The organism is Weissella hellenica (genome assembly GCF_005405545.1).
Lineage (GTDB): Bacteria > Bacillota > Bacilli > Lactobacillales > Lactobacillaceae > Weissella > Weissella hellenica.
The window spans coordinates 40,393-60,267 of sequence record NZ_BJEG01000014.1 but is presented as its reverse complement, the minus strand read 5'-3'; the positions used below and the strand labels follow the sequence as shown (position 1 = coordinate 60,267).

20 protein-coding genes, 2 tRNA genes and 1 riboswitch are annotated in these 19,875 nt (G+C 35.3%); of the genes, 20 read left to right on the top strand and 2 right to left on the bottom strand.

Annotated features, from left to right (window positions below; translation table 11 throughout):
• The 3 genes from FFM61_RS08990 (at position 1) to FFM61_RS07670 (ending at position 1,567) form a co-directional block, all read left to right on the top strand.
• Positions 1-73: transfer RNA gene (locus FFM61_RS08990), tRNA-Leu, on the top strand.
• 219 nt (positions 74-292) lie between these two features.
• The gene (locus FFM61_RS07675; protein WP_240005992.1) at positions 293-1,207 is read left to right on the top strand and encodes a YdcF family protein; all 915 of its coding nucleotides are present in this window, start codon (positions 293-295) and stop codon (positions 1,205-1,207) included.
• Between the two features lie 57 nt (positions 1,208-1,264).
• Entirely contained in the window at positions 1,265-1,567 is a 303-nt protein-coding gene (locus FFM61_RS07670; protein WP_074427957.1) for a hypothetical protein, read from the top strand.
• A 276-nt stretch (positions 1,568-1,843) separates the two neighbouring features.
• Here FFM61_RS07670 and FFM61_RS07665 read toward each other — a convergent pair whose 3' ends face one another.
• Positions 1,844-4,645 (bottom strand): YfhO family protein, encoded by a 2,802-nt coding sequence (locus FFM61_RS07665; protein ID WP_074427956.1) that lies wholly within the window; start codon positions 4,643-4,645, stop codon positions 1,844-1,846.
• A 220-nt stretch (positions 4,646-4,865) separates the two neighbouring features.
• Here FFM61_RS07665 and FFM61_RS07660 point away from each other — a divergent pair, with 220 nt between their 5' ends.
• The 6 genes from FFM61_RS07660 (at position 4,866) to FFM61_RS07635 (ending at position 9,756) form a co-directional block, all read left to right on the top strand.
• Complete coding sequence (locus FFM61_RS07660) at positions 4,866-5,840, top strand: mannose/fructose/sorbose PTS transporter subunit IIB (protein ID WP_074427955.1); 975 nt, start codon at positions 4,866-4,868, stop codon at positions 5,838-5,840.
• A 36-nt stretch (positions 5,841-5,876) separates the two neighbouring features.
• Positions 5,877-6,680, top strand: coding sequence for a PTS mannose/fructose/sorbose transporter subunit IIC (locus tag FFM61_RS07655; protein ID WP_074427954.1), 804 nt, complete (start codon positions 5,877-5,879; stop codon positions 6,678-6,680).
• A gap of 19 nt (positions 6,681-6,699) precedes the next feature.
• The gene (locus FFM61_RS07650; RefSeq protein ID WP_074427953.1) at positions 6,700-7,647 is read left to right on the top strand and encodes a PTS system mannose/fructose/sorbose family transporter subunit IID; all 948 of its coding nucleotides are present in this window, start codon (positions 6,700-6,702) and stop codon (positions 7,645-7,647) included.
• A 91-nt stretch (positions 7,648-7,738) separates the two neighbouring features.
• On the top strand, positions 7,739-8,086 hold the full coding sequence (locus FFM61_RS07645; RefSeq protein ID WP_074427952.1) for a DUF956 family protein: 348 nt from the start codon (positions 7,739-7,741) through the stop codon (positions 8,084-8,086).
• Positions 8,087-8,114: 28 nt separating this feature from the next.
• Positions 8,115-8,786 carry a histidine phosphatase family protein gene (locus tag FFM61_RS07640; RefSeq protein WP_074427951.1) on the top strand — a complete coding sequence of 224 codons (672 nt, stop codon included), beginning with the start codon at positions 8,115-8,117 and terminating at the stop codon, positions 8,784-8,786.
• Between the two features lie 76 nt (positions 8,787-8,862).
• Positions 8,863-9,756, top strand: a complete 894-nt coding sequence (locus FFM61_RS07635) for a DNA/RNA non-specific endonuclease (RefSeq protein WP_074427950.1) — start codon at positions 8,863-8,865, stop codon at positions 9,754-9,756.
• A 201-nt stretch (positions 9,757-9,957) separates the two neighbouring features.
• On the opposite strand, the gene FFM61_RS07630 is transcribed toward FFM61_RS07635, so the two are convergent.
• Positions 9,958-10,029 (bottom strand) — tRNA-Arg (locus tag FFM61_RS07630).
• 155 nt (positions 10,030-10,184) lie between these two features.
• On the opposite strand from FFM61_RS07630, the gene FFM61_RS07625 reads away from it, so the two are divergent.
• The 11 genes from FFM61_RS07625 (at position 10,185) to FFM61_RS07575 (ending at position 19,823) form a co-directional block, all read left to right on the top strand.
• Complete coding sequence (locus FFM61_RS07625) at positions 10,185-10,571, top strand: helix-turn-helix transcriptional regulator (RefSeq protein WP_042492733.1); 387 nt, start codon at positions 10,185-10,187, stop codon at positions 10,569-10,571.
• Positions 10,558-11,013, top strand: a complete 456-nt coding sequence (locus FFM61_RS07620) for a hypothetical protein (protein WP_074427949.1) — start codon at positions 10,558-10,560, stop codon at positions 11,011-11,013. The genes FFM61_RS07625 and FFM61_RS07620 overlap by 14 nt, the downstream gene beginning before the upstream one ends.
• A gap of 121 nt (positions 11,014-11,134) precedes the next feature.
• Positions 11,135-11,347: a hypothetical protein gene (locus tag FFM61_RS07615; RefSeq protein WP_074427948.1), complete on the top strand. Its 213-nt coding sequence runs from the start codon at positions 11,135-11,137 to the stop codon at positions 11,345-11,347.
• Between the two features lie 295 nt (positions 11,348-11,642).
• Complete coding sequence (gene gap / locus FFM61_RS07610; protein ID WP_074427947.1) at positions 11,643-12,653, top strand: type I glyceraldehyde-3-phosphate dehydrogenase; 1,011 nt, start codon at positions 11,643-11,645, stop codon at positions 12,651-12,653.
• Positions 12,654-12,758: 105 nt separating this feature from the next.
• Positions 12,759-13,979, top strand: coding sequence for a phosphoglycerate kinase (locus tag FFM61_RS07605; protein ID WP_074427946.1), 1,221 nt, complete (start codon positions 12,759-12,761; stop codon positions 13,977-13,979).
• 209 nt (positions 13,980-14,188) lie between these two features.
• Positions 14,189-15,085 (top strand): LysR family transcriptional regulator, encoded by an 897-nt coding sequence (locus FFM61_RS07600; RefSeq protein ID WP_074427945.1) that lies wholly within the window; start codon positions 14,189-14,191, stop codon positions 15,083-15,085.
• A gap of 47 nt (positions 15,086-15,132) precedes the next feature.
• Positions 15,133-15,235: riboswitch (TPP riboswitch) on the top strand.
• 104 nt (positions 15,236-15,339) lie between these two features.
• Complete coding sequence (thiW, locus tag FFM61_RS07595; protein ID WP_074427944.1) at positions 15,340-15,858, top strand: energy coupling factor transporter S component ThiW; 519 nt, start codon at positions 15,340-15,342, stop codon at positions 15,856-15,858.
• Positions 15,858-16,694: a hydroxyethylthiazole kinase gene (gene thiM / locus FFM61_RS07590; protein WP_074427943.1), complete on the top strand. Its 837-nt coding sequence runs from the start codon at positions 15,858-15,860 to the stop codon at positions 16,692-16,694. The genes thiW and thiM overlap by 1 nt, the downstream gene beginning before the upstream one ends.
• Positions 16,654-17,271, top strand: coding sequence for a thiamine phosphate synthase (gene thiE, locus FFM61_RS07585; RefSeq protein WP_074427942.1), 618 nt, complete (start codon positions 16,654-16,656; stop codon positions 17,269-17,271). Before thiM ends, thiE begins: the two co-directional genes overlap by 41 nt.
• A gap of 100 nt (positions 17,272-17,371) precedes the next feature.
• Positions 17,372-18,292 (top strand): ATP-binding cassette domain-containing protein, encoded by a 921-nt coding sequence (locus FFM61_RS07580; RefSeq protein ID WP_074427941.1) that lies wholly within the window; start codon positions 17,372-17,374, stop codon positions 18,290-18,292.
• Positions 18,293-18,302: 10 nt separating this feature from the next.
• Positions 18,303-19,823, top strand: a complete 1,521-nt coding sequence (locus tag FFM61_RS07575; protein ID WP_074427940.1) for an ABC transporter permease/substrate-binding protein — start codon at positions 18,303-18,305, stop codon at positions 19,821-19,823.
• The last annotated feature ends 52 nt before the right edge of the window (positions 19,824-19,875 follow it).

Genomic DNA, 19,875 nt, shown 5'->3' with positions numbered 1-19,875 from the left:
GGCGGAATTGGCAGACGCGCTGGACTCAAAATCCAGTTCTCGCAAGGGAGTATGGGTTCGACCCCCATCGACGGCATAATTAAAAAACGAGAAAACTTATATAAGTTTTCTCGTTTTTTGTATAATAAAATATATAAATTGTGTATAATGTGCAATATATAAAATAAAATACGGGAGAATATCAATGAATATTTATGTCATATCACTGATTGTTATTTTTATAATAATGCTAATTTTACATTGGCAAAAGAAAGTTTTTTGGAGTTTAATTTTTGCGGATGTTTTCCTGTTTATGACATTAATTGCATCATTAACTTTTATAAATCAGCTTAACGTTGAAAATAACTTTTTATCAATTGCGATATTGTTTGTATTTTATATTTTAATACCGCTTTTAATTATTATGGGTTGCATCTTTTTAGTACGTAATACTAGGATTATGTATCTAAAAGAAGGGCGTAGTTTAGTAGCAAAATTATCAGCAGCTTTTGGCCTTAACATTTTTGTTATATTTGGCGTGCTATTGTTTATGCTACAGATTGATTTGTTTTCTAAAAATATATATTGGGCGATAATAGTTGAGTCGTTTTTATTGATTGATGTATTTTTTGTATCTTTGTTTATCTGTTACTTAATATATTCAGTTATAAATCAAATGGTGCCATATAAAAAGAATATTGATTATATCATCGTATTAGGCGCAGGTATTCGTTCAGAAGAAGTTACACCTTTATTAAAAAGCCGATTAGATAAAGGCCTAATGTATCTTAAGGATAACCCAAAGGCAAAATTCGTTGTTAGTGGCGGACAAGGACCAGATGAACCGGTCAGTGAAGCATTTGCGATGGCGAAGTATTTACGATCACAGAATATTCCAGATAGCCAAATTATTATAGAAGATAAATCAACTACAACCTATGAAAATATGAAGTATTCTAAAATTAAAATTGATAATGATTGGTCTGATAAAACACGCAAACCCAATGTATTGTTTACAACGAATAATTATCACGTTTTACGAAGCACGACATATGCTGATATGGCTAAGTTGAAGGCGCACGGTGCAGGGGCACCAACGTCATATTACTTTTTACCTTCAGCTTTATTACGTGAATATGCAGCAATTTTAGTACAAAATAAAATAAAAATACTTTTGATTATGCTGCTTATTATTAGCTTTGTGATAATTGCGTCTTGGCCATTTTAGATGTCATGATACAATAATATTTATTAGACTGCTAAAATATTAGTGGAGGTATAACGTATGGCAAAAGAGCCAATTACAAGCGATAATCATCAACAGTTAATGTTAGATTTTGGTGTCGATGCACCACAAATTGGTGAAAAAAATATAACATTAGTAAATGGTATATTAGTGCGTGATGAAAATAATGATGATAAAACATATTTTCATTGGGAGGTTATTCATCGTGCTGATGAAACTTATTGGTCACCATTAGATGGAGATCGTAAAACACTTTATGATATTACAGCTTATAAAATCCAAAATAATCAAAATAGTCAATGGATAACAATAGAAGAATGGTTTAAACTTGATAAATTTTAATCAAATAAGGTGCGTAACCGCCTGGAACTTTAATTCAAAATTTCTTGAATGAACTGGCATATTTACGACCAGTTTTTGTTTAACTTGCTTATAACTAGAAAAGTAAACATAGTAATATATATTGTTTTTGGGATTATATTAGCTTTAATAATTGAATTGTGTACGATACAAGGATTAATATTTAAAATTTTTACAAATATAATTAACCCCCGTAAGTTAGACTATTTTCTAACTTGCGGGGGTTAATGTTTATCAACAAATCTTTTAAATTAATTGTCAATTTATAAATTTTGGATGTTTCCGTAGTTGGCATACCAACACGATTAATAAAATAATGAAACCAAATAGGCAAATATATTTTGCAAAGGTCAGACCGGGCGTACGATAAGTTAGCTTAATATTATTTTGACCAACCTTAAGTGGTACGCCAATGAAACCACTATCTAGTTTAATTATTTTATGATTACCATTTATTGTCCAACCTTGACTATAAGGTATAGTTGTTGCTAGTATTTGCGCCTTATTAACGTTAAGATGGGTTTTAATGTGATTACCGGTTAACTTATAAGCTGGTGATCGATTAATTACTTCTCTAGCAACTTTATCAAACCTTTTGTCTGTCGGAATACCTTTAATTTGGACATCAAAACTATAACGACCAGCTTTGCTAAAAGTTAGTGGTATGAATGTTTCTTGACTTGTTTTAGCCGCTTGACCCAGATTAAGAGTAACTTCTTTTAATGGATTATAAAATGATAAATTGGCTTGTCCAGTTTGTTTAAATGAATTTGTAAAATCATTGTAGGTGGCAGTTAATGTATAACCACTAATGCCATTTCCAATTGAACTAATGTGCTTTTTATACCAATTCCATGTGTAAGCCTGTTTATTATATTGACGATCAATTAATGTTTGTGGATTTTGTTTGTTTTGTTTATACATATATTGATAATTAGCTAAGGCGGCTTTTTGTTGTTGCTTAAAAGTAAATGGCTTGAATTGGATATTAGAAATTTCTAAATGTAATTCAGTGCCTTTTAACGCTTTAGATGGACTCAAATAAAAACCGGCTGGTAATAATTCAGGATGAGTTGTATAAGTCATATGAATAGTTTGTGTCGGATTTTTAGTTAAATCAGTACGGATATTACCAGTAACGACAGAATTGGCAAAGGTAGAAGTGTGTTGTTTGCCAGTACGTGTAACGATACTATCAGCTAGAACAGCTTCTTTTTGTGTCGCAGTTAATTTATTGTAAAATTGTCGATTGATATTATTATTTGTTAAATACAACAATGGATATGCATTATCAGAGTGAGTTATTGTTTGACCATTAATCGTTTTATTATTGTCAGCAATATAAGAATTAGGTGTTAATGTACCTGGATTTTCAAATCTATCGGCCACACCCAATAGGTTACTAAGCACGTTTCTAGAATCTAAATTACCAGTGATGTCGTTTGGGTTAGCAGTGCTAATATTTAAGGAAGCTAGCCCTTCGCCAACGGCACCATTTTGTAATGACCAATAACTTTCGATATTATTTAATGGACCATTGATGGGTAAATTTGTCGCAGGTGCAATACCAGTCATGTTATTTAGTTGATTATCTACATAAGATCTTGTGAATGAGCCTGGTTTATTCTTAGGATATTCTTTTTGCTGTGCTAGTAATTGTTTTACAGTATCATTTGATAATAAATCCGTTTTAGCAGGGTTAGTATTATTCGTATGATTTCTGGCGGTTATGAAAAAAATATTGATCAATACTAAAATAACTAACCATACTGGTCTAAATCCGGATACGGATTGGCTAAACCACAACATAATTAATGTGACAAAATAAATAGCAATAATCATACCGAACTGCATATTCAAGTTGAAGTTACTGGTGATAAGTAATGAAATAGTGGCAACAATACCAATTATGAAAAATGATAGATAATCATGAAGTGTTAATTCTGATAGGTGCTCAAGCATTTGAAAAAGCATGACACTAATTGGTAAGGATAACATAAATAGCCAACGATTAGATGGAGATGAACCACCATTTAAAATTGCTGCAAATAAAGGCGTACAGCATCCTAAAAAGGTAATAATCCATAAAATATTGAATAATTGATAACGGTGCCAGCGACGTAGTGAAAAAATAATGACCATAACACTAATAGCACTAAAACCACCAGTCAACCAAAATGACGGAGTAGTGAGGTTAGCAATTAAATTACCAGGTAATGCCAAATAATAATACAGTGGGTAAATTGTTAAGCCATTGGCTAGCCCAGAGTTCGTACGGGCCGAATTTAACACGGCATCAACACTAGGGAAAAATAATGGTGCTGCTAGCATAAGGGCAATGATTCCTGCCACAAGAATTTTGAGATGCGATTGCCAGGCTAGCCAAGTTTTGTGCTGATAATGATAGCCTATCCAGAATACAATAAGACCAATTATTAACATAAAAGCAAAATAAAAATTATTCCAAATCGTCCAAAAAGCCATCAAAATAAGAGGAGAGTATTTATTTTTAGTCAATGCATAATGCATTGACCAAATAAGTAATGGAAAAATGATCAATGGATTAATAAAAAAAGGATGCTCAAAAGCAGAAAAAGCAGTGTATCCAGAAAAAACATATGTTAATGCGGCTACTTGATATTGCCAAGTGTGGGATGGTTTAAACCAATGTTGGATAAACATTAAGCAAGCTAAACCGGCAAAATATAATCTAATAATAATCATTACATTATAGTAAGTTAATAAATGCTTTTCTGAAATAAAAGCAGTACCATATGTGAAGATGTCACCTAAGGTGTAGTAAGAAAAAGTTTGGTAGTAATCATTACCAAGACCTAATTGCCAAGACCAATTAATTGGGAATTTATGATTAAAAATAATGTTTTTAAGATCAGATTGCCATTGTACTAAGGCGGGATAATGTTGGGCAATTCCATCAGATTGCCAAATTAATGATGTATTGGTGAAATAATAAGGTGCAAATATACATATTGCTAAAATAAAAAATAAAAATGTGTAAGTCATAACAAGTTTAGATGACTGTTTAAGTTGCCTGGGCATGTTTGATACCTCCAAAAGACTATCAAAGTATTATATCATTTTCAGGTATTTTCTAACCAAAAAAAAAGGACTAAAAAAAATAACTGTCCCGATTTCTAAAGTACAACAAAAGGCATTACTGCAACCGTTTACAAGGACATACAATATAGTTTATAATAAAAGACGTACAAAACTTTTGTACGTTGAATTAAATATATATATATTAAGGAGCGTGGCAATTATGGTAAATTTCATTATTGCTAGTCATGGTGAATTTGCTGCGGGTATCCGACAATCTGGTCAAATGATCTTTGGAGAACAGGAAAATGTTCAAGTTGTAACATTTATGCCGAATGAAGGTCCAGAAGATTTGATGAAGAAGTTCGAAGATGCTTTAGCAACATTTGAACCGGAGGGACAAGTTTTGTTCCTTGTTGATTTATGGGGAGGTTCACCATTTAATGCTGCATCTCGTATTCAAGCCGTACAGGAGGACCGAATGGCCATTATTACGGGTCTAAATTTGCCAATGTTAGTAGAAGCTTATGGGGCTCGTTTCACAATGGAAACAGCTGCTGAAATTGCAAGTTACTTGATGCCAGTTGCACGAGATGGTGTTAAAACTCTACCCGAAACCAAGGACGCAGCAGTAGAAGTTTCAAAAAGTGCTGATGATGAGCCAGTTGTTGAGGCAGGCAATGTGGATGAAGTCATTCATACTGGATCGGCAACGATGGACATTCGCCTAGCACGAATTGACTCACGTTTGTTGCACGGACAAGTTGCAACAGCATGGACTAAGTCAGTATCGCCAAATAGAATTATTGTTGTGTCAGATAGTGTATCAAAGGATGAACTACGTAAGACTTTGTTAACACAAGCTGCACCAGTAGGGGTTAAGGTTAATGTTGTGCCGGTGCAAAAATTGGCTGATGTTTGGGATGACCCTCGTTTTGCTACTGTTAAAGCTTTACTTTTGTTTGAAACACCACAAGATGTTGCCAAAGCAGTTGAAAGTGGCGTTAAATTAGACAAAGTGAATATTGGTTCAATGTCTCATTCTGAAGGTAAGCGTATGCTAACAAATGCAGTTGCCGTTGATGAAGAAGATATTAAAACTTTAGAGTACCTACGTGATAATGGTATTACGTTTGATGTTCGAAAAGTTCCTGCTGATCAAGGCAAGGACGTTTTTGACTTATTGAAAAAGTCATAATTACTTTTTATAGAAAATTATTCGGGAGGATAACGCATGATTTCAGCGTTTTTCGTAGTTCTATTTGCATTCCTAGCAGGAATGGATGGGATTTTAGATCAATTTCAGTTTCACCAACCATTAGTAGCTGCCACATTAATTGGGTTAGCTAATGGTCATTTGACTGAAGGAATTATTCTTGGTGGAACATTACAAATGTTGGCGTTAGGTTGGATGAACATTGGAGCTGCTGTCGCACCCGATGCTGCCTTAGCATCAGCTGTTTCAGCTTACTTGGTTACTGGTCCAGCACAAGTTAGCGTTGATACTGGTATGGCAATTGCTATTCCCTTAGCTGTAGCTGGTCAAGTTTTGACAATTGGTGTTCGTACATTGACAGTTGCTTTGGCTCACGTTGCTGATAAGCAAGCTGAAAAGGGAAGTTTGCGTGGGGTTGAAACAGTTCACTGGACAGCCTTGAGTCTACAAGGATTGCGTATTGCAATTCCTGTTATTATCGTCATGGCTGTTGGTGCTGGTCCTGTTAATGATGCATTGAACGCAATTCCTGACGTGATTACTAAGGGATTGGCTGTAGCCGGTGGCTTTATTGTTGTTGTTGGATATGCAATGGTTATTAATATGATGGCTACTGCTGAACTTTGGCCATTTTTCTTCTTGGGATTTGCTTTGTCAGCAGTTTCAGAGTTGAACTTGATTGCCATGGGTATGATTGGTCTTGTGCTAGCTTTGATTTACCTACAATTATCACCACGATTTAATGGTGGTTCAGGTAAGGGCGGTTCAGGAAGCGGCTCAAACGGTGGCGATCCAATCGATACCATTTTAAATAATTACTAGGCTTGGAGGAAAGTACATCATGAGTGAAGAAACAAAGAATGAAGTTCACTTGACTAAAGGTGATCTTGTTAATACTTGGTGGCGTTCAACTTTCTTGCAAGCTGCATGGAATTATGAACGTATGCAAAACGTCGGATGGGCATTTTCAATGATCCCTGGTATTCGTCGTTTGTACAAAACAAAAGAAGATCGAGCTAGCGCTTTAAAGCGTCACTTGGAATTCTTTAATACGCACCCTTATGTTGCATCACCTATTTTAGGTGTCCAATTAGCAATGGAAGAACAACGTGCTAATGGTGCAGAAATTAACGATGAAGCCATCAACGGTGTGAAGGTTGGAATGATGGGACCTTTGGCTGGTGTTGGTGACCCAATTTTTTGGGGAACTATGCGTCCTGTTTTGGGGGCCTTTGCTGCTGGTATGGCTCAAGGTGGCTCAATTATGGGTCCAATTATTTTCTTCGTTGTTTGGAACCTTATTCGTATGTTGTTCTTATGGTATTCACAACAATTAGGATACCGTGAAGGAACTAACATTACGCAAGACTTGGCTGGTGGTGCCATGCAAAAAATTACCACTGGTGCCTCAATTCTAGGTATGTTTATCATGGGAGTGTTGGTTCCTCGTTGGACGACGATGAACTTCCCAATCGTCATGTCAAAGGTTAAGGTACAAGACGGTGCCGCAGCAGACATTCCAGGTTTGGCAACGGCGATTAATGGTGGTGATGTTTCAGCCTCAAAGATTGCCGATGTTGTTGGTAAAATTCAAAACGGTCAATCGTTAACAGCTTATCAAGTAACGACTTTGCAAGATACATTAGATCAATTATTGCCAGGTTTGGCACCATTATTGTTGATGTTTATTGTATTGTGGTTACTACGTAAGCGTGTATCAGCTATTACGATTATCTTTGGTTTGTTCTTTGTCGGTATTTTGGCATATGCTTTTGGTATCATGGCATAATAAACTAATTTTAAATAAATTTGTTAAAATAAAAGATGAGACAGTGAATGATAAGCTGTCCCATCTTTTTTTATTAAATGGGAGAAATAAAATGGTGCAAGGATTAAATTCAAATATTTCATTAACAGGTAATGCTAATGCCATGATGTCACCTGTCAACATTCAGCAAGGGCGAATATTTTATGGAGATCGTGGAATGGAATTTCGTGCTAACACTGGCGGTGGATACATTCAAATTCCATGGCGTAATGTGGAATCTATTAGCATGGAAATTATTTTAAATTTCTATTATCGTGGCTTTTTTGTAAAAACAACGGATGGTAAAACGTTTGAATTTGTTGGTGGAAAAGCAAAACAAGCCATTGGTTTGTTTAGAGAGCATTTACAAGCCAACCAAATATTGCGACGTAAAGGCATTATGGAACGTAAACGAAAGTGATTGTTGCAAAGTATAGGGGGGAAACATTATGAAGACGTTGCATTTATATGTTGTTCGTCATGGGAAGACATACTTTAATCGCTATAATAAATTACAAGGATGGGGTAATTCACCACTAATGGCAGAAGGTATTAAAGATGCTCAGATGGTTGCACAAGCCTTATCTAATGTGGACTTGAAAGCAGCGTATAGTTCAGATACCACGAGGGCAATGGATACAGCAAAAATAATTATTGATGGTAATAAAAATAAACAGCATTTACAATTAATTACAGCATCAAATTTTCGTGAAGAATTTTATGGCAGTTTTGAGGGCGTTAACATGGATGTCGCGTGGACAAGCGCAGGAGCTTCGGTGGGGTTAAAAACGTATAAAGAAATTGTTGATGTATATGGTGTAGATAAAACTAAAGACTTATTAAAAGAAGCTGATCCGTGGCATGATGCTGAAAATAGTGAAGAATATTGGCGACGCGTAAATCAAGGTTTTAAACGTATTTTAAATAATCCAATATTGGATGATGGTGATAGTGTTTTGTTAATTAGTCATGGCAATACTTTAATTTCTTTAGCTGATCGTTACGGAGAGGGTAAAATTCAAGTTCATGAGCGCCCATTAAATGGATCAATTGCACGTATGGAATTAAGTTTGGATGGTTTAACGATTCTGACGTATAACAATCAACCTGTTCAAAATTAAGTGAATTAAAATAGGAAGGACGTAATAACTTTTTATGACGTGATATACTTATTCAGGTTATAAAAAGGAGATTCATATGGCACGCAAGAAAAAACAACGAACAAAGACAGTATCAATTAGCACCGTTGTATTGGTTATTATCGTCGCTATTTTGCAACAGACAGGCGTTATTTCTGATCTTGATAATAAGCTACAGCCTTCGGAAAGTAAGAATAGCGTATCAAGTCATAAGATTAATCAGGCTACAGTTAATCTTAAAGATGGCATCAATTATGGTGCTGTTTCTGATAAATATCCAAGTGAATCGTTAAGCAAGACTGTTTTAACGAGTGACGTGGTTGCACAATTAAATGCGAATAAAGTAAGCTTTAATAACACTGGTTCATATATCATTGATGATGATAAAACAGATTTAAATGCCAATGTTAATGTGGCACCATATGTGCAATTATCAGTCCAAGATAGCCTAGGTCGCCCAGGGGTTGCGAATGCCTACTTAAACAAGAGTAGTCGCCAATATCGTTCAAGAGATGAAACGGGAAATTCAAAAACAATTAATCCAGTTGGCTGGCAGCAGGTAACGATTGGCGGAACTTATCACACTTTGTACAATCGCGGTCATTTAATCGGCTATGCTTTGGCAGGTAATATTAAAGCTTTCGATCCATCTGAGGCAAATCCACAAAATATAGCAACACAGACTGCTTGGGCTAATCAAGCGTCAAATGGTAATGCAGAAAACACTGGTCAAAATTATTACGAGACACAGGTTCGTCGGGCGCTAGATAGTAATAAAAGAGTTCGTTATCGCGTAACGCCGATTTATAGTAGTAATAATTTAGTGCCTTCTGGTAATCACATGGAAGCTAAGTCAAGTGATGGTCAACTACAGTTTAATGTGTTTGTCCCAAATGTCCAACAGGGTGTCAAAATTGATTATGAAACGGGCGCAAGTACACTGGTTGAATAAGCCGTTAATTAAATAATTCATTAAATTATGAAACAAATTAAAAAGCATCGATAGCAAAATATCGATGCTTTTTAAATGTAACACGGAGGACTAAAAACTGGCCAAATCAGTAAAGATTTAGTCAGTTAATAAGTTCGGCACTAATTCGGCACTAATATTAATTAAAATGCCCTTAAATCAACGTTTATAGCACTTACAATATGGACCTGGGGGGAATCGAACCCTCATCTCCGGAACCGGAATCCAACGTGATATCCATTACACTACAGGTCCACAACAAATAATAATTATAAACTAATAGATTCGTATTAGCAATAGAAATAAAATGCTTAACTAACTGTGGTTAGGTTAAACCTTGCAGTTGGTTAAGTTTACCTTTATAATATAAAATATAATAGTATAAATTAATAACAGAAAAGGTGAGTACAATGGCATCATCAGAAGGAAAGGCCACGATGGGCCGAAACATTAAACGTTATATTAAACAAAATGAGATAACGGCAGCACATTTGGCCGAAATAATTGGCGTATCAACAGCAACAATTTCGGATTGGTCAAATGGTAAAACATATCCAAGAATTGACAAGATCGAAGCGATGGCCGAATATTTTAAAATTGCAAAATCAGATCTTGTTGAAGAACCAAGTCAAGTTTCAAAAACGATGATGACAGATGAGCCAGTATTAATGGCAGCACATTGGGGAATAGATATTTCGGGTTTACCAGATGAAGAACGAGCACGTGTCATTGATCGTGCTAAATCATATATTGAGGGCCTGATTGCTAATTATGAGGATCGGAATGGGAACAGATAGTTATGATAATCTCTTAATAAGAGTGGAAAATGATTTATTAGATTTGGGGATGACGCCAGTTATTTTAGATACAATGCCTTTAAAAGAAAATTCGGGATTAGATGGCGTCGCCTATCTTAAGGAAGATAAAGCGTATATCTTTATTGATAAAACACTACCTATTTTTGAAAAGGCGCGTACTTTGGTAGAAGAATTTCATCATGCGATTTCAGATATTGGAAATCATTTAGATTACAATGCAAATTTAGCGCATAACGATGAAGTTGTTGCTCGTGAGGCGGTTATTAAGTATATGACTGGTGAAGAAACGATGATAACAATTGCAAAAGAATACGAAAATCAGCCATTTGAAGCTTGGATGTTATGTGAGTACTTAGGTTACCCTTTAGATTTTGCGCAAGAAACCGTAGATTTATATCGGCATAACGGACTGTTAAATTAAACCTAATAAAACTATTGATTTTAGTTTTAATCTAATATATACTTAGTTTATTCCTAAGGTAAGACACTTAGGACTTTAATTAGACATATTAGTTAAGTTTAAACTAACAGGAGGAGTGGCTATGGGTAATGCAATGATTGCGTTTTTAATTGTTTTGGGGATATTTATGTGTCTGTGGATTGTGGCATTAACAATTGTAACTATACTTGAAAATTTATTCATGGGAAAATTACACCGATATGTTAGGGGAATAAATTTATTAATGCGATATGGATTGATCAGGTTAGGTGGAGTAGATAATAAAGAAGCTCACCGACTTGTGCTTGAAAAATAGATTGTGAATTTTTTATTAATCAATGATAAATAATCGTTATATAACTAGCTAGAAGATTCAGGAAATTGTTGCTTGTGAGTGTTTATTTTGAAGCTTAAATCAGCTCGTAAACATAATAATATATTGTTAAATAAGCTTTTTGTAATCGATCTAATATATTTTTTTTGAAAATAAATTTGGAAAGTAAACATTAGTTCAAAGGTTTACTTTGTTTGCGAAAATATAAGTAAAGTCGTATAATATATCATGTAGGAACGTAACAAAAAAACAATTTTTTGGGAGGGATCTTAATAATATGACTGTTAAGATTGGTATCAACGGTTTTGGCCGTATTGGTCGTTTAGCATTTCGTCGCATCCTTGAATTGAAGGATACTGCAGATGACATTGAAGTTGTTGCAATTAACGATTTAACAAACCCTGCTATGTTGGCATACTTGTTGAAGTATGATTCAACACATGGTACTTTGGCAGCTGAAGTTTCAGCTGATGAAGAGGGCATTATCGTTGACGGTAAGAAGATCCGTGTATACGCTGAGCGTAACGCAGCTGACTTAAAGTGGGTTGCTAACGATGGTGTTGAAGTTGTTTTGGAGTCAACAGGATTCTACACTTCAGCAGAAAAGTCACAAGCTCACTTGGATGCTGGTGCTAAGAAGGTGTTGGTTTCAGCACCTGCTGGTAACATTCCAACAGTTGTGTACGGTGTTAACCAAGATACATTGACTGCAGATGATAACATTGTATCTGCTGGTTCATGTACTACACAATCACTTGCACCATTGGCAAACGCCTTGGACAAGGAATTTGGTATTGAACTTGGATTAATGACTACTGTTCACGCTTTCACTGGTACTCAAATGATTTTGGATGGTCCTAAGGGTAAGAAGATGCGCTCAAACCGTGCTGCTTCTGTAAATACTATTCCTCACTCAACTGGTGCTGCTAAGGCTATTGGTTTGGTTGTTCCTGAAGTTGCTGGTAAGTTGGATGGTCATGCACAACGTGTTGGTGTTGTTGACGGTTCAGTTACTGAATTGACAACGGTGTTGTCAAAGACTGTTTCAGCTGAAGAAATTAATGAAGCTGTTAAGAAGTATGGAAATGATTCATTTGGATACAATGCTGATGAAATTGTTTCATCAGATATCATTGGTGACACACATGGTGCTGTGTTTGATCCAACTTTGACTAAGGTTATCACTGTTGGTGATAAGCAATTAGTACAAACTGCTGCTTGGTATGACAATGAGTATGGTTTCACTTCAAACATGATCCGTACTTTGTTGCACTTGGCAACACTTTAATAGTGAGATAACTATTATTGAAAACGGGTGGTTTAGTAATAGTCTGAACCACCCGTTTTTTATATAAATTTCTTAGTTATTTTTAGTAGAGAAAAGAGGGATTTTATGACAAAATTAACAGTTGATGACTTAGAGTTAAAAGGTAAAAAAGTATTGATGCGTGTTGACTTCAACGTTCCACTAAAAGAGATTGATGGTCAACAAGAAGTTGCTAATGATAATCGTATTGTAGCAGCCTTGCCAACTATTAAGCATGTTTTGTCAGCAGGTGGACGTGCAGTTTTGTTTTCACACTTAGGTCGTGTTAAGAGTGAAGATGATAAGCCAGGTTTATCAATGAAGCCTGTTGCACAACGCCTGGCTGATTTACTGGGTCAACCTGTAACTTTTGTTCCTGCAATTGAAGGTCCTGAACTAGAAGCGGCCATTAACCAATTAGAAGATGGTCAAGTATTAATCTTTGAAAACACACGTTATGCCGATGTTGTTAATGGTGAAGAAGTTAAACGTGAGTCAAAGAATGATCCTGAATTAGGTGCTTACTGGGCTTCATTGGGTGATGTATTTGTAAATGACGCATTTGGAACAGCTCATCGTTCACATGCGTCTAATGCAGGTATTGCAGCTAATATTGAACAAACAGCAGCTGGGTACTTGATGGAAAAGGAAATTAAGTTCTTAGGTGGTGCAGTTGAAAAACCAGAACGTCCATTTGTTGCCATTATTGGTGGTGCAAAAGTTTCTGATAAAATTACAATTATCCAAAATCTATTAGCAAAAGCTGATAAGGTTATTGTTGGTGGTGGAATGGCTTATACTTTCGCTGCCGCTAAAGGTGAAAAAATTGGTAATTCATTATTTGAAGCTGATAAGGTTGAACTGGCAAAGCAATTGATTGCTGATGCTGGCGATAAGCTAGTGTTGCCTGTTGATGCTGTTGCAGCTGATAACTTTGCAAACAATGCAGAGTCATATGTTGCTGAAGGCGATATTAAAGATGGGTACATGGGACTAGATATTGGTCCTAAGTCAATTGAATTGTTTAAGTCAGTTCTTGCGGATGCAAAGACAGTTGTTTGGAATGGACCTATGGGTGTATTTGAAATGGAAAACTTTGCTAAAGGAACATTAGCTATTGGTGAAGAACTTGTTAAAGTGACTGAAAAGGGCGCAACAACCATTGTTGGTGGTGGTGATTCAACCGCAGCTGTACAACAATTAGGTGTTGCTGACCAATTAAGCCATATTTCAACCGGTGGTGGTGCTTCATTGGAATACTTAGAGGGTAAGACTTTGCCTGGAATTGCTGCTATTTCTGAAAAATAAATATCTCATATTTTAAAAAGTAGTAAGTTACCAAGTTTGGTGATTTACTACTTTTTTTAACGTGAATAAATTTGTTTATTTATTATAGATTTAAACAGGAATGCTAATTTAAATTAAGATATTTTAAACACTTTTAATATTATTGAAATGCCATACAGTCTATAATTGTGATAAACTATTCCAAATAGTAATGTATAAGGAAGCCTATTATGGATATTCATAAACTTAATGTGTTTTTAGACTTAGCTAAAACAGAAAATTATTCTGAGACAGCTAGAAGATTATATACGACACAAGGGAATATTTCTAAACAAATATTAGCCTTGGAAAAAGAATTAAAAACAAAATTATTTATACGTGGACACCGCCGTATTTCGTTAACTGAATCAGGCCGTATTACAGAAATGTATGCTAAAAAAATTATTCATGAATTTGATGCATTACAACAAACTTTAAATCAGCATAATATTGAGTCGGACAATGTCTTAACAATTCATACGATGGCAGCTTTTTCAAATTACGAAGGGTTTGCATTGATGAGTGCTTTTCATCAAAATTTTCCAGAAGTCACATTACATTTTTCTGAAACTAAAGATCTTGTGCTGGTTGACTCATTATCAGACAATCAAGCGGATATTATCTTTGGCCAATATACGCCAGGATTAAACAATAATCTTGAAACGTTGTTGACAGATCAAGATAATTTAGTTGCTGTGTTACCAGCGAATCATCCATTGTCAGCTAAAAATGTACTCTCAATAAATGATATGTTACAGGAAGATATTTTGGTGTTGTCGGGTGAAGAATCATTAGTATTTAATAAACTTAGTATGATGGTTGAAGGCCAGCAGCTAAAAACAGCTGTTGCTTATCGTGGAAAGCGCATTGATATAATATTGAACATGGTTTCGAATGGTATGGGAATTGCTTTGGTGATGGATAAGCGTGTTGATATTAGTAACGACAATCAACTTATTAAGCGCAAGGTGCGACTAAATACGACCAGTAATTTCGGCTTTATGCGGTTAAAACAAGAGCATGAGTCTAATGCTAGCAATTTATTTTGGGAATATATAACACAAGCTATTAATCAACACATGAATTAGCCAGTATTTTGATGATTGTTGTGTTATGATAGTAATATAATAGAATATTAATCACAAAGGGGAGCCGATTATGGCTGAGAAAGAGTATTACTCTAGACCCTTCGTACCTGTTTTAGTTATTTAAGCGTAGGAATTGTGAAAATACCAATATGAGTAATTGTATTTATAAAGGCTTTTTTGTAATTTTTTATTGCAAAAAGGTCTTTTTTGTTGCTTTGATTTAATAGGCTTTAAAAGTTTTTAGGAGAATTAAGATGAATTCAAAAGTTAGAAAGATAACTTACTTAGCAATGATGATTGCTTTGGATGTTGTATTGTCACCTATTTTACGTATTGAAGGTATGGCACCCATGTCTAGTGTTATTAACATTTTAGCTGGTGTTTTAATGGGACCATTATATGCAACCATTATGGCTGTATGCTGTGGTATTATTAGGATGCTTTTGATGGGCATTCCACCATTGGCACTAACCGGGGCTGTCTTCGGTGCATTGTTAGCGGGTGTTGGTGCACGTCTAACGCGAAATGTTTATGGTTCAATTATTGGTGAGATTATTGGGACAGGGATTATCGGCTCATTAGTTTCTTACCCGGTAATGGTATTATTTACAGGTACAAAAACAGATTTGTATTGGTTATTATATACACCAAGATTTTTAGGAGCAACATTAATGGGGGCAGTAGCTGCTTGGTTAATCTGGCAACAAGCTAAGAAAATTTCTTTGTTTAAAGATATGATGCAAGTGTTTAATGGGAGAAGGGTGATCCGATAATGCAAAAAGTAACAATACCATTAACTACTGCCCCGTTAGTTCATTGTATAACGAATACAATTTCCGTTGAAACGGTTGCCAATGCATTACTTTATGTTGGTGCAAAACCAATAATGACGGAAGATGTTCGTGCCTTTTCAGATTTGGCAAAACAAACAAATAGTATCTTGTTAAATTTGGGTAGCTTATCCTTAGCTAAAGAAGAAAGTTTGTTGGCTGCAAGTAAGCTGGCTTATCATGATAAACCGTTTGTTTTAGACGTAGTAGGTGTAGCAAGCGCTAGTACAGCGATGCATATAGCGCATGCTATTATGAATTATGAGCCAACTATTGTACGTGGTAATATTTCAGAAATGCGGGCTATTGCAGGTTTGAAGACTAACGGTCGTGGTGTAGACGGCAATTTAATCGATCAAACACCGGCAGCTTTTACAGAATTAATAACTGCGCTTAAAACATTACCAACTACTTCAATTTATGTTGCTACGGGAGCAAAAGATATTATTGTGGCACAAAATAATGTCTGGATTTTAGAGAATGGTGTTTTAGAATTAGATCGTTTTACCGGTTCAGGTGATGTATTAGGGGCCCTTTTGGCGGCTTTATTAGGTGAGCAAAAAGTACCCGAAACTGCTGCTGTTTTGGCCATTAGTTATTTAAATATTGCTGGTGAACAAGCTAAAATGATTGCACCAACAACAGGGATTGCTGATTTTAGACAACAATTCCTAAATCAATTATCAATATTGGGTGAAAAAAACCCAAACTGGATGGAGCAAATAAAGGGGACTATTAATGGCAAAAGAATTATATTTAGTGACAGCACGCTACGGTGAGGATGAGGAAACATTTTTGGAACGCGTTAACATAGCATGTGCAAATGGGGTAACCTTCGTACAATTACGTGAAAAAAATTTGACGACACGTGCGTACTATGAACTGGCTGTTAAGGTTAAAAACATAACAGATGAGTATCATTTACCGTTAATTATTGATGATCGTATTGATATTTGCTTGGCAATTGATGCTAGTGGCGCTCATATTGGTGATGATGAATTACCGGTTGATGTAGTGCGTAAATTATTGGGCCCAAATAAAATCTTGGGTGTATCAGCCAAAACGGTTGCACGTGCGATTGAAGCAGAACAACAAGGGGCTGATTATTTAGGAACAGGGGCAATGTTTCCAACGCAGACAAAAGTTATTACAAAGCCAACAAGTAAACAAACGCTAAAAGAGATTACGGAAACTGTTAATATACCAGTTTTTGCAATTGGTGGTATTAAAGAACACAATATCGATACCCTAACAGGTACTAATGTCGTTGGTGTGGCCGTTGTTAGTGAAATTATGCAAGCAGCAGATATTGCAGCTAAGGTAAAACAATTAAAAAAAGCAATTAGTTTGTTGTAATCAATTTGAGACTGGGGTTTTATTTGCCCAGTCTTTTTTATATACTATGGTAAGCAGTATTGAAATGAGTTAAAACATATAAAATGAAAGGAATATAACTATGATTGTATTTGAGGATGTTGTTAAAATGTATCAAAATAAACAAGTTGTTAATCATCTTAATTTAACGATTGCATCTGGTGAGTTTTTTGTGTTAGTTGGTCCAAGTGGTAGTGGTAAAACAACCATCCTTAAAATGATTAATCGATTAACACAGCAAACTCATGGGAAAATTTTGATAGATAATAAAGATATAGCAAGTGCTAGTACTGTAGTTTTAAGGCAACATATTGGTTATGTCTTACAAAATATTGCACTCTTTCCAAATCTTACGATTAGTCAAAATGCTGGTATTTTGTTAGAAGCCAATGGTGTTAAACGTGAAAAAAGGCAGCAATTGGTCAAAGCATTATTACATAAAGTTGGTATGCCATATGAACAATACGGATCACGCATGCCTAGTGAACTATCAGGTGGGGAGCAACAGCGTGTGGGAATTGTCCGTGCGCTGATTACTAAACCAGAAATTATTTTAATGGATGAGCCTTTTAGTGCATTGGACCCATTATCACGTAAACAATTACAAGATTTAATACTATCTTTATATGAAGAATTTAAACCAACAATTGTTTTTGTGACACATGATATGCAAGAAGCCTTACGCTTGGGATCAAAAATTGGTGTATTGGTCAATGGTGAGCTACAACAAGTCGGTAAGCCACAAACAATTATTAACCAACCGGCTAATGCGTTGGTATCATCATTATTTAACAATCAACGGATCACGTTAATTAAGGACTTATTGGAAGCTGGCTTAGGACAGAAAATTACGGCTGATATGTCTATTGAGGCACCACATCTAAAAAGTACACAAACTCTCCAAGAGCTAGCAGCTGAACTGTATAGTCAAGATAGTGTTATTATTGACCAACAATATATCATTAATCAGCGTCATTTATTAATGTATATTAGCAAATATTAAGGAGCGTAAAATGTTAAATGATTTATTGCATTTTGTGATGACACATGCAAACGACATTATTGTAGCCCTAGAAGAACATATACTACTTTCCTTGGCTGCCATCTTAATTGCGGCAGTGATCGCAATTCCGTTAGCAATCACCTTAATGAATTATCGACGAGCAGGTGAAGTTGTTTTACAAATTGCAGGTATTATTCAAACGATACCTAGTTTAGCTGTGCTGGGTGTTTTAATTCCCTTTGTTGGTATTGGAACATTTCCCGCCATTATAGCATTAGTGTTATATGCAATTATGCCAATTTTTCAAAATACGTATGCAGGATTAACACAAATTGATGCAAATTTATTGGAAGCAGCTGAAGCTTTCGGCTTTTCAAAATATTTTAAGTTATTTAAAATTCAGTTACCTTTAGCCATGCCATTGATTTTATCAGGATTGCGCATTGCAACGGTTATGATTATCGGAACAGCTACTTTAGCCGCATTAATTGGTGGTGGTGGATTAGGTTCATTTATTATGATTGGTATCCAGACAAACGATAACGCCCAGTTATTATTAGGTGCAATTTTATCTGCTGTTTTGGCGCTGGCTTTTTCATGGTTAATTAAAATAATCGGTAAATTATCTTTGAAAAAGATGGGTATCTTAGTGGGGGTTGCAATTATACTGCTTGGTGGTTATTTTACTGGTAAGGCATTAACACAGCCTAAAGGGCGCATAGCAATTGCTGGTAAATTAGGTGGTGAACCAGAAATTTTAATCAATATGTATAAAGAATTAATTGAATCAGATAATGCAGGTTTAGATGTACAGTTGAAACCTGATTTTGGTGGCACAACATTTATTTATAAAGCGATTAAGAGTGGTGATGTTGATATTTACCCGGAATTTACCGGCACGGTTTTACAAAATCTTATAAAGGGACAAACTGTCAGCCACCAACCAGAACAAGCCTATCTTGATGCAAGGGCAGCCTTACACGAACAAGCTGATTTAGAATATTTAGCGCCGATGCGTTATCAAAATACATACGCATTGGCAGTACGACAAAGTGATGCTAAGAAATATCATCTAAAAACAACTAGTGATTTAACTAAAATGTCATCACAATTAACAGCAGGATTTGACCATGATTTTTATGAATTAAAAGATTCCTATCCAGGCATGAAAAAGGCTTACGGCTTACAGTTTAAAGATGTGAAAAGTATGTCCTCTAGTTTACGTTATAATGCATTAGCTAATGGTCAAATTGATGTGACGGATGCTTATACAACAGATCCACAATTGAAAGCTGATAAATTAGTAACCTTAGTTGATGATAAAAAGTATTTTCCGCCTTTCCAAGGGGCTCCATTGGTCCGGGGAGATATTTTGAAAAAATATCCAAGTGTCAAAAAAAGTTTGGAACGCTTAAATAATAAAATAACAAATCAAGATATGATTAATATGAATTATCAAGTCACAGTCCAACACAAGGCTGCTGATAAAGTTGCACATTTGTATTTGAAAAAGCATAATTTATTAAAGTAACCTTTTAATTTTAATGTTTGATATATTGTTGGCATATAAACCTGATAGAATA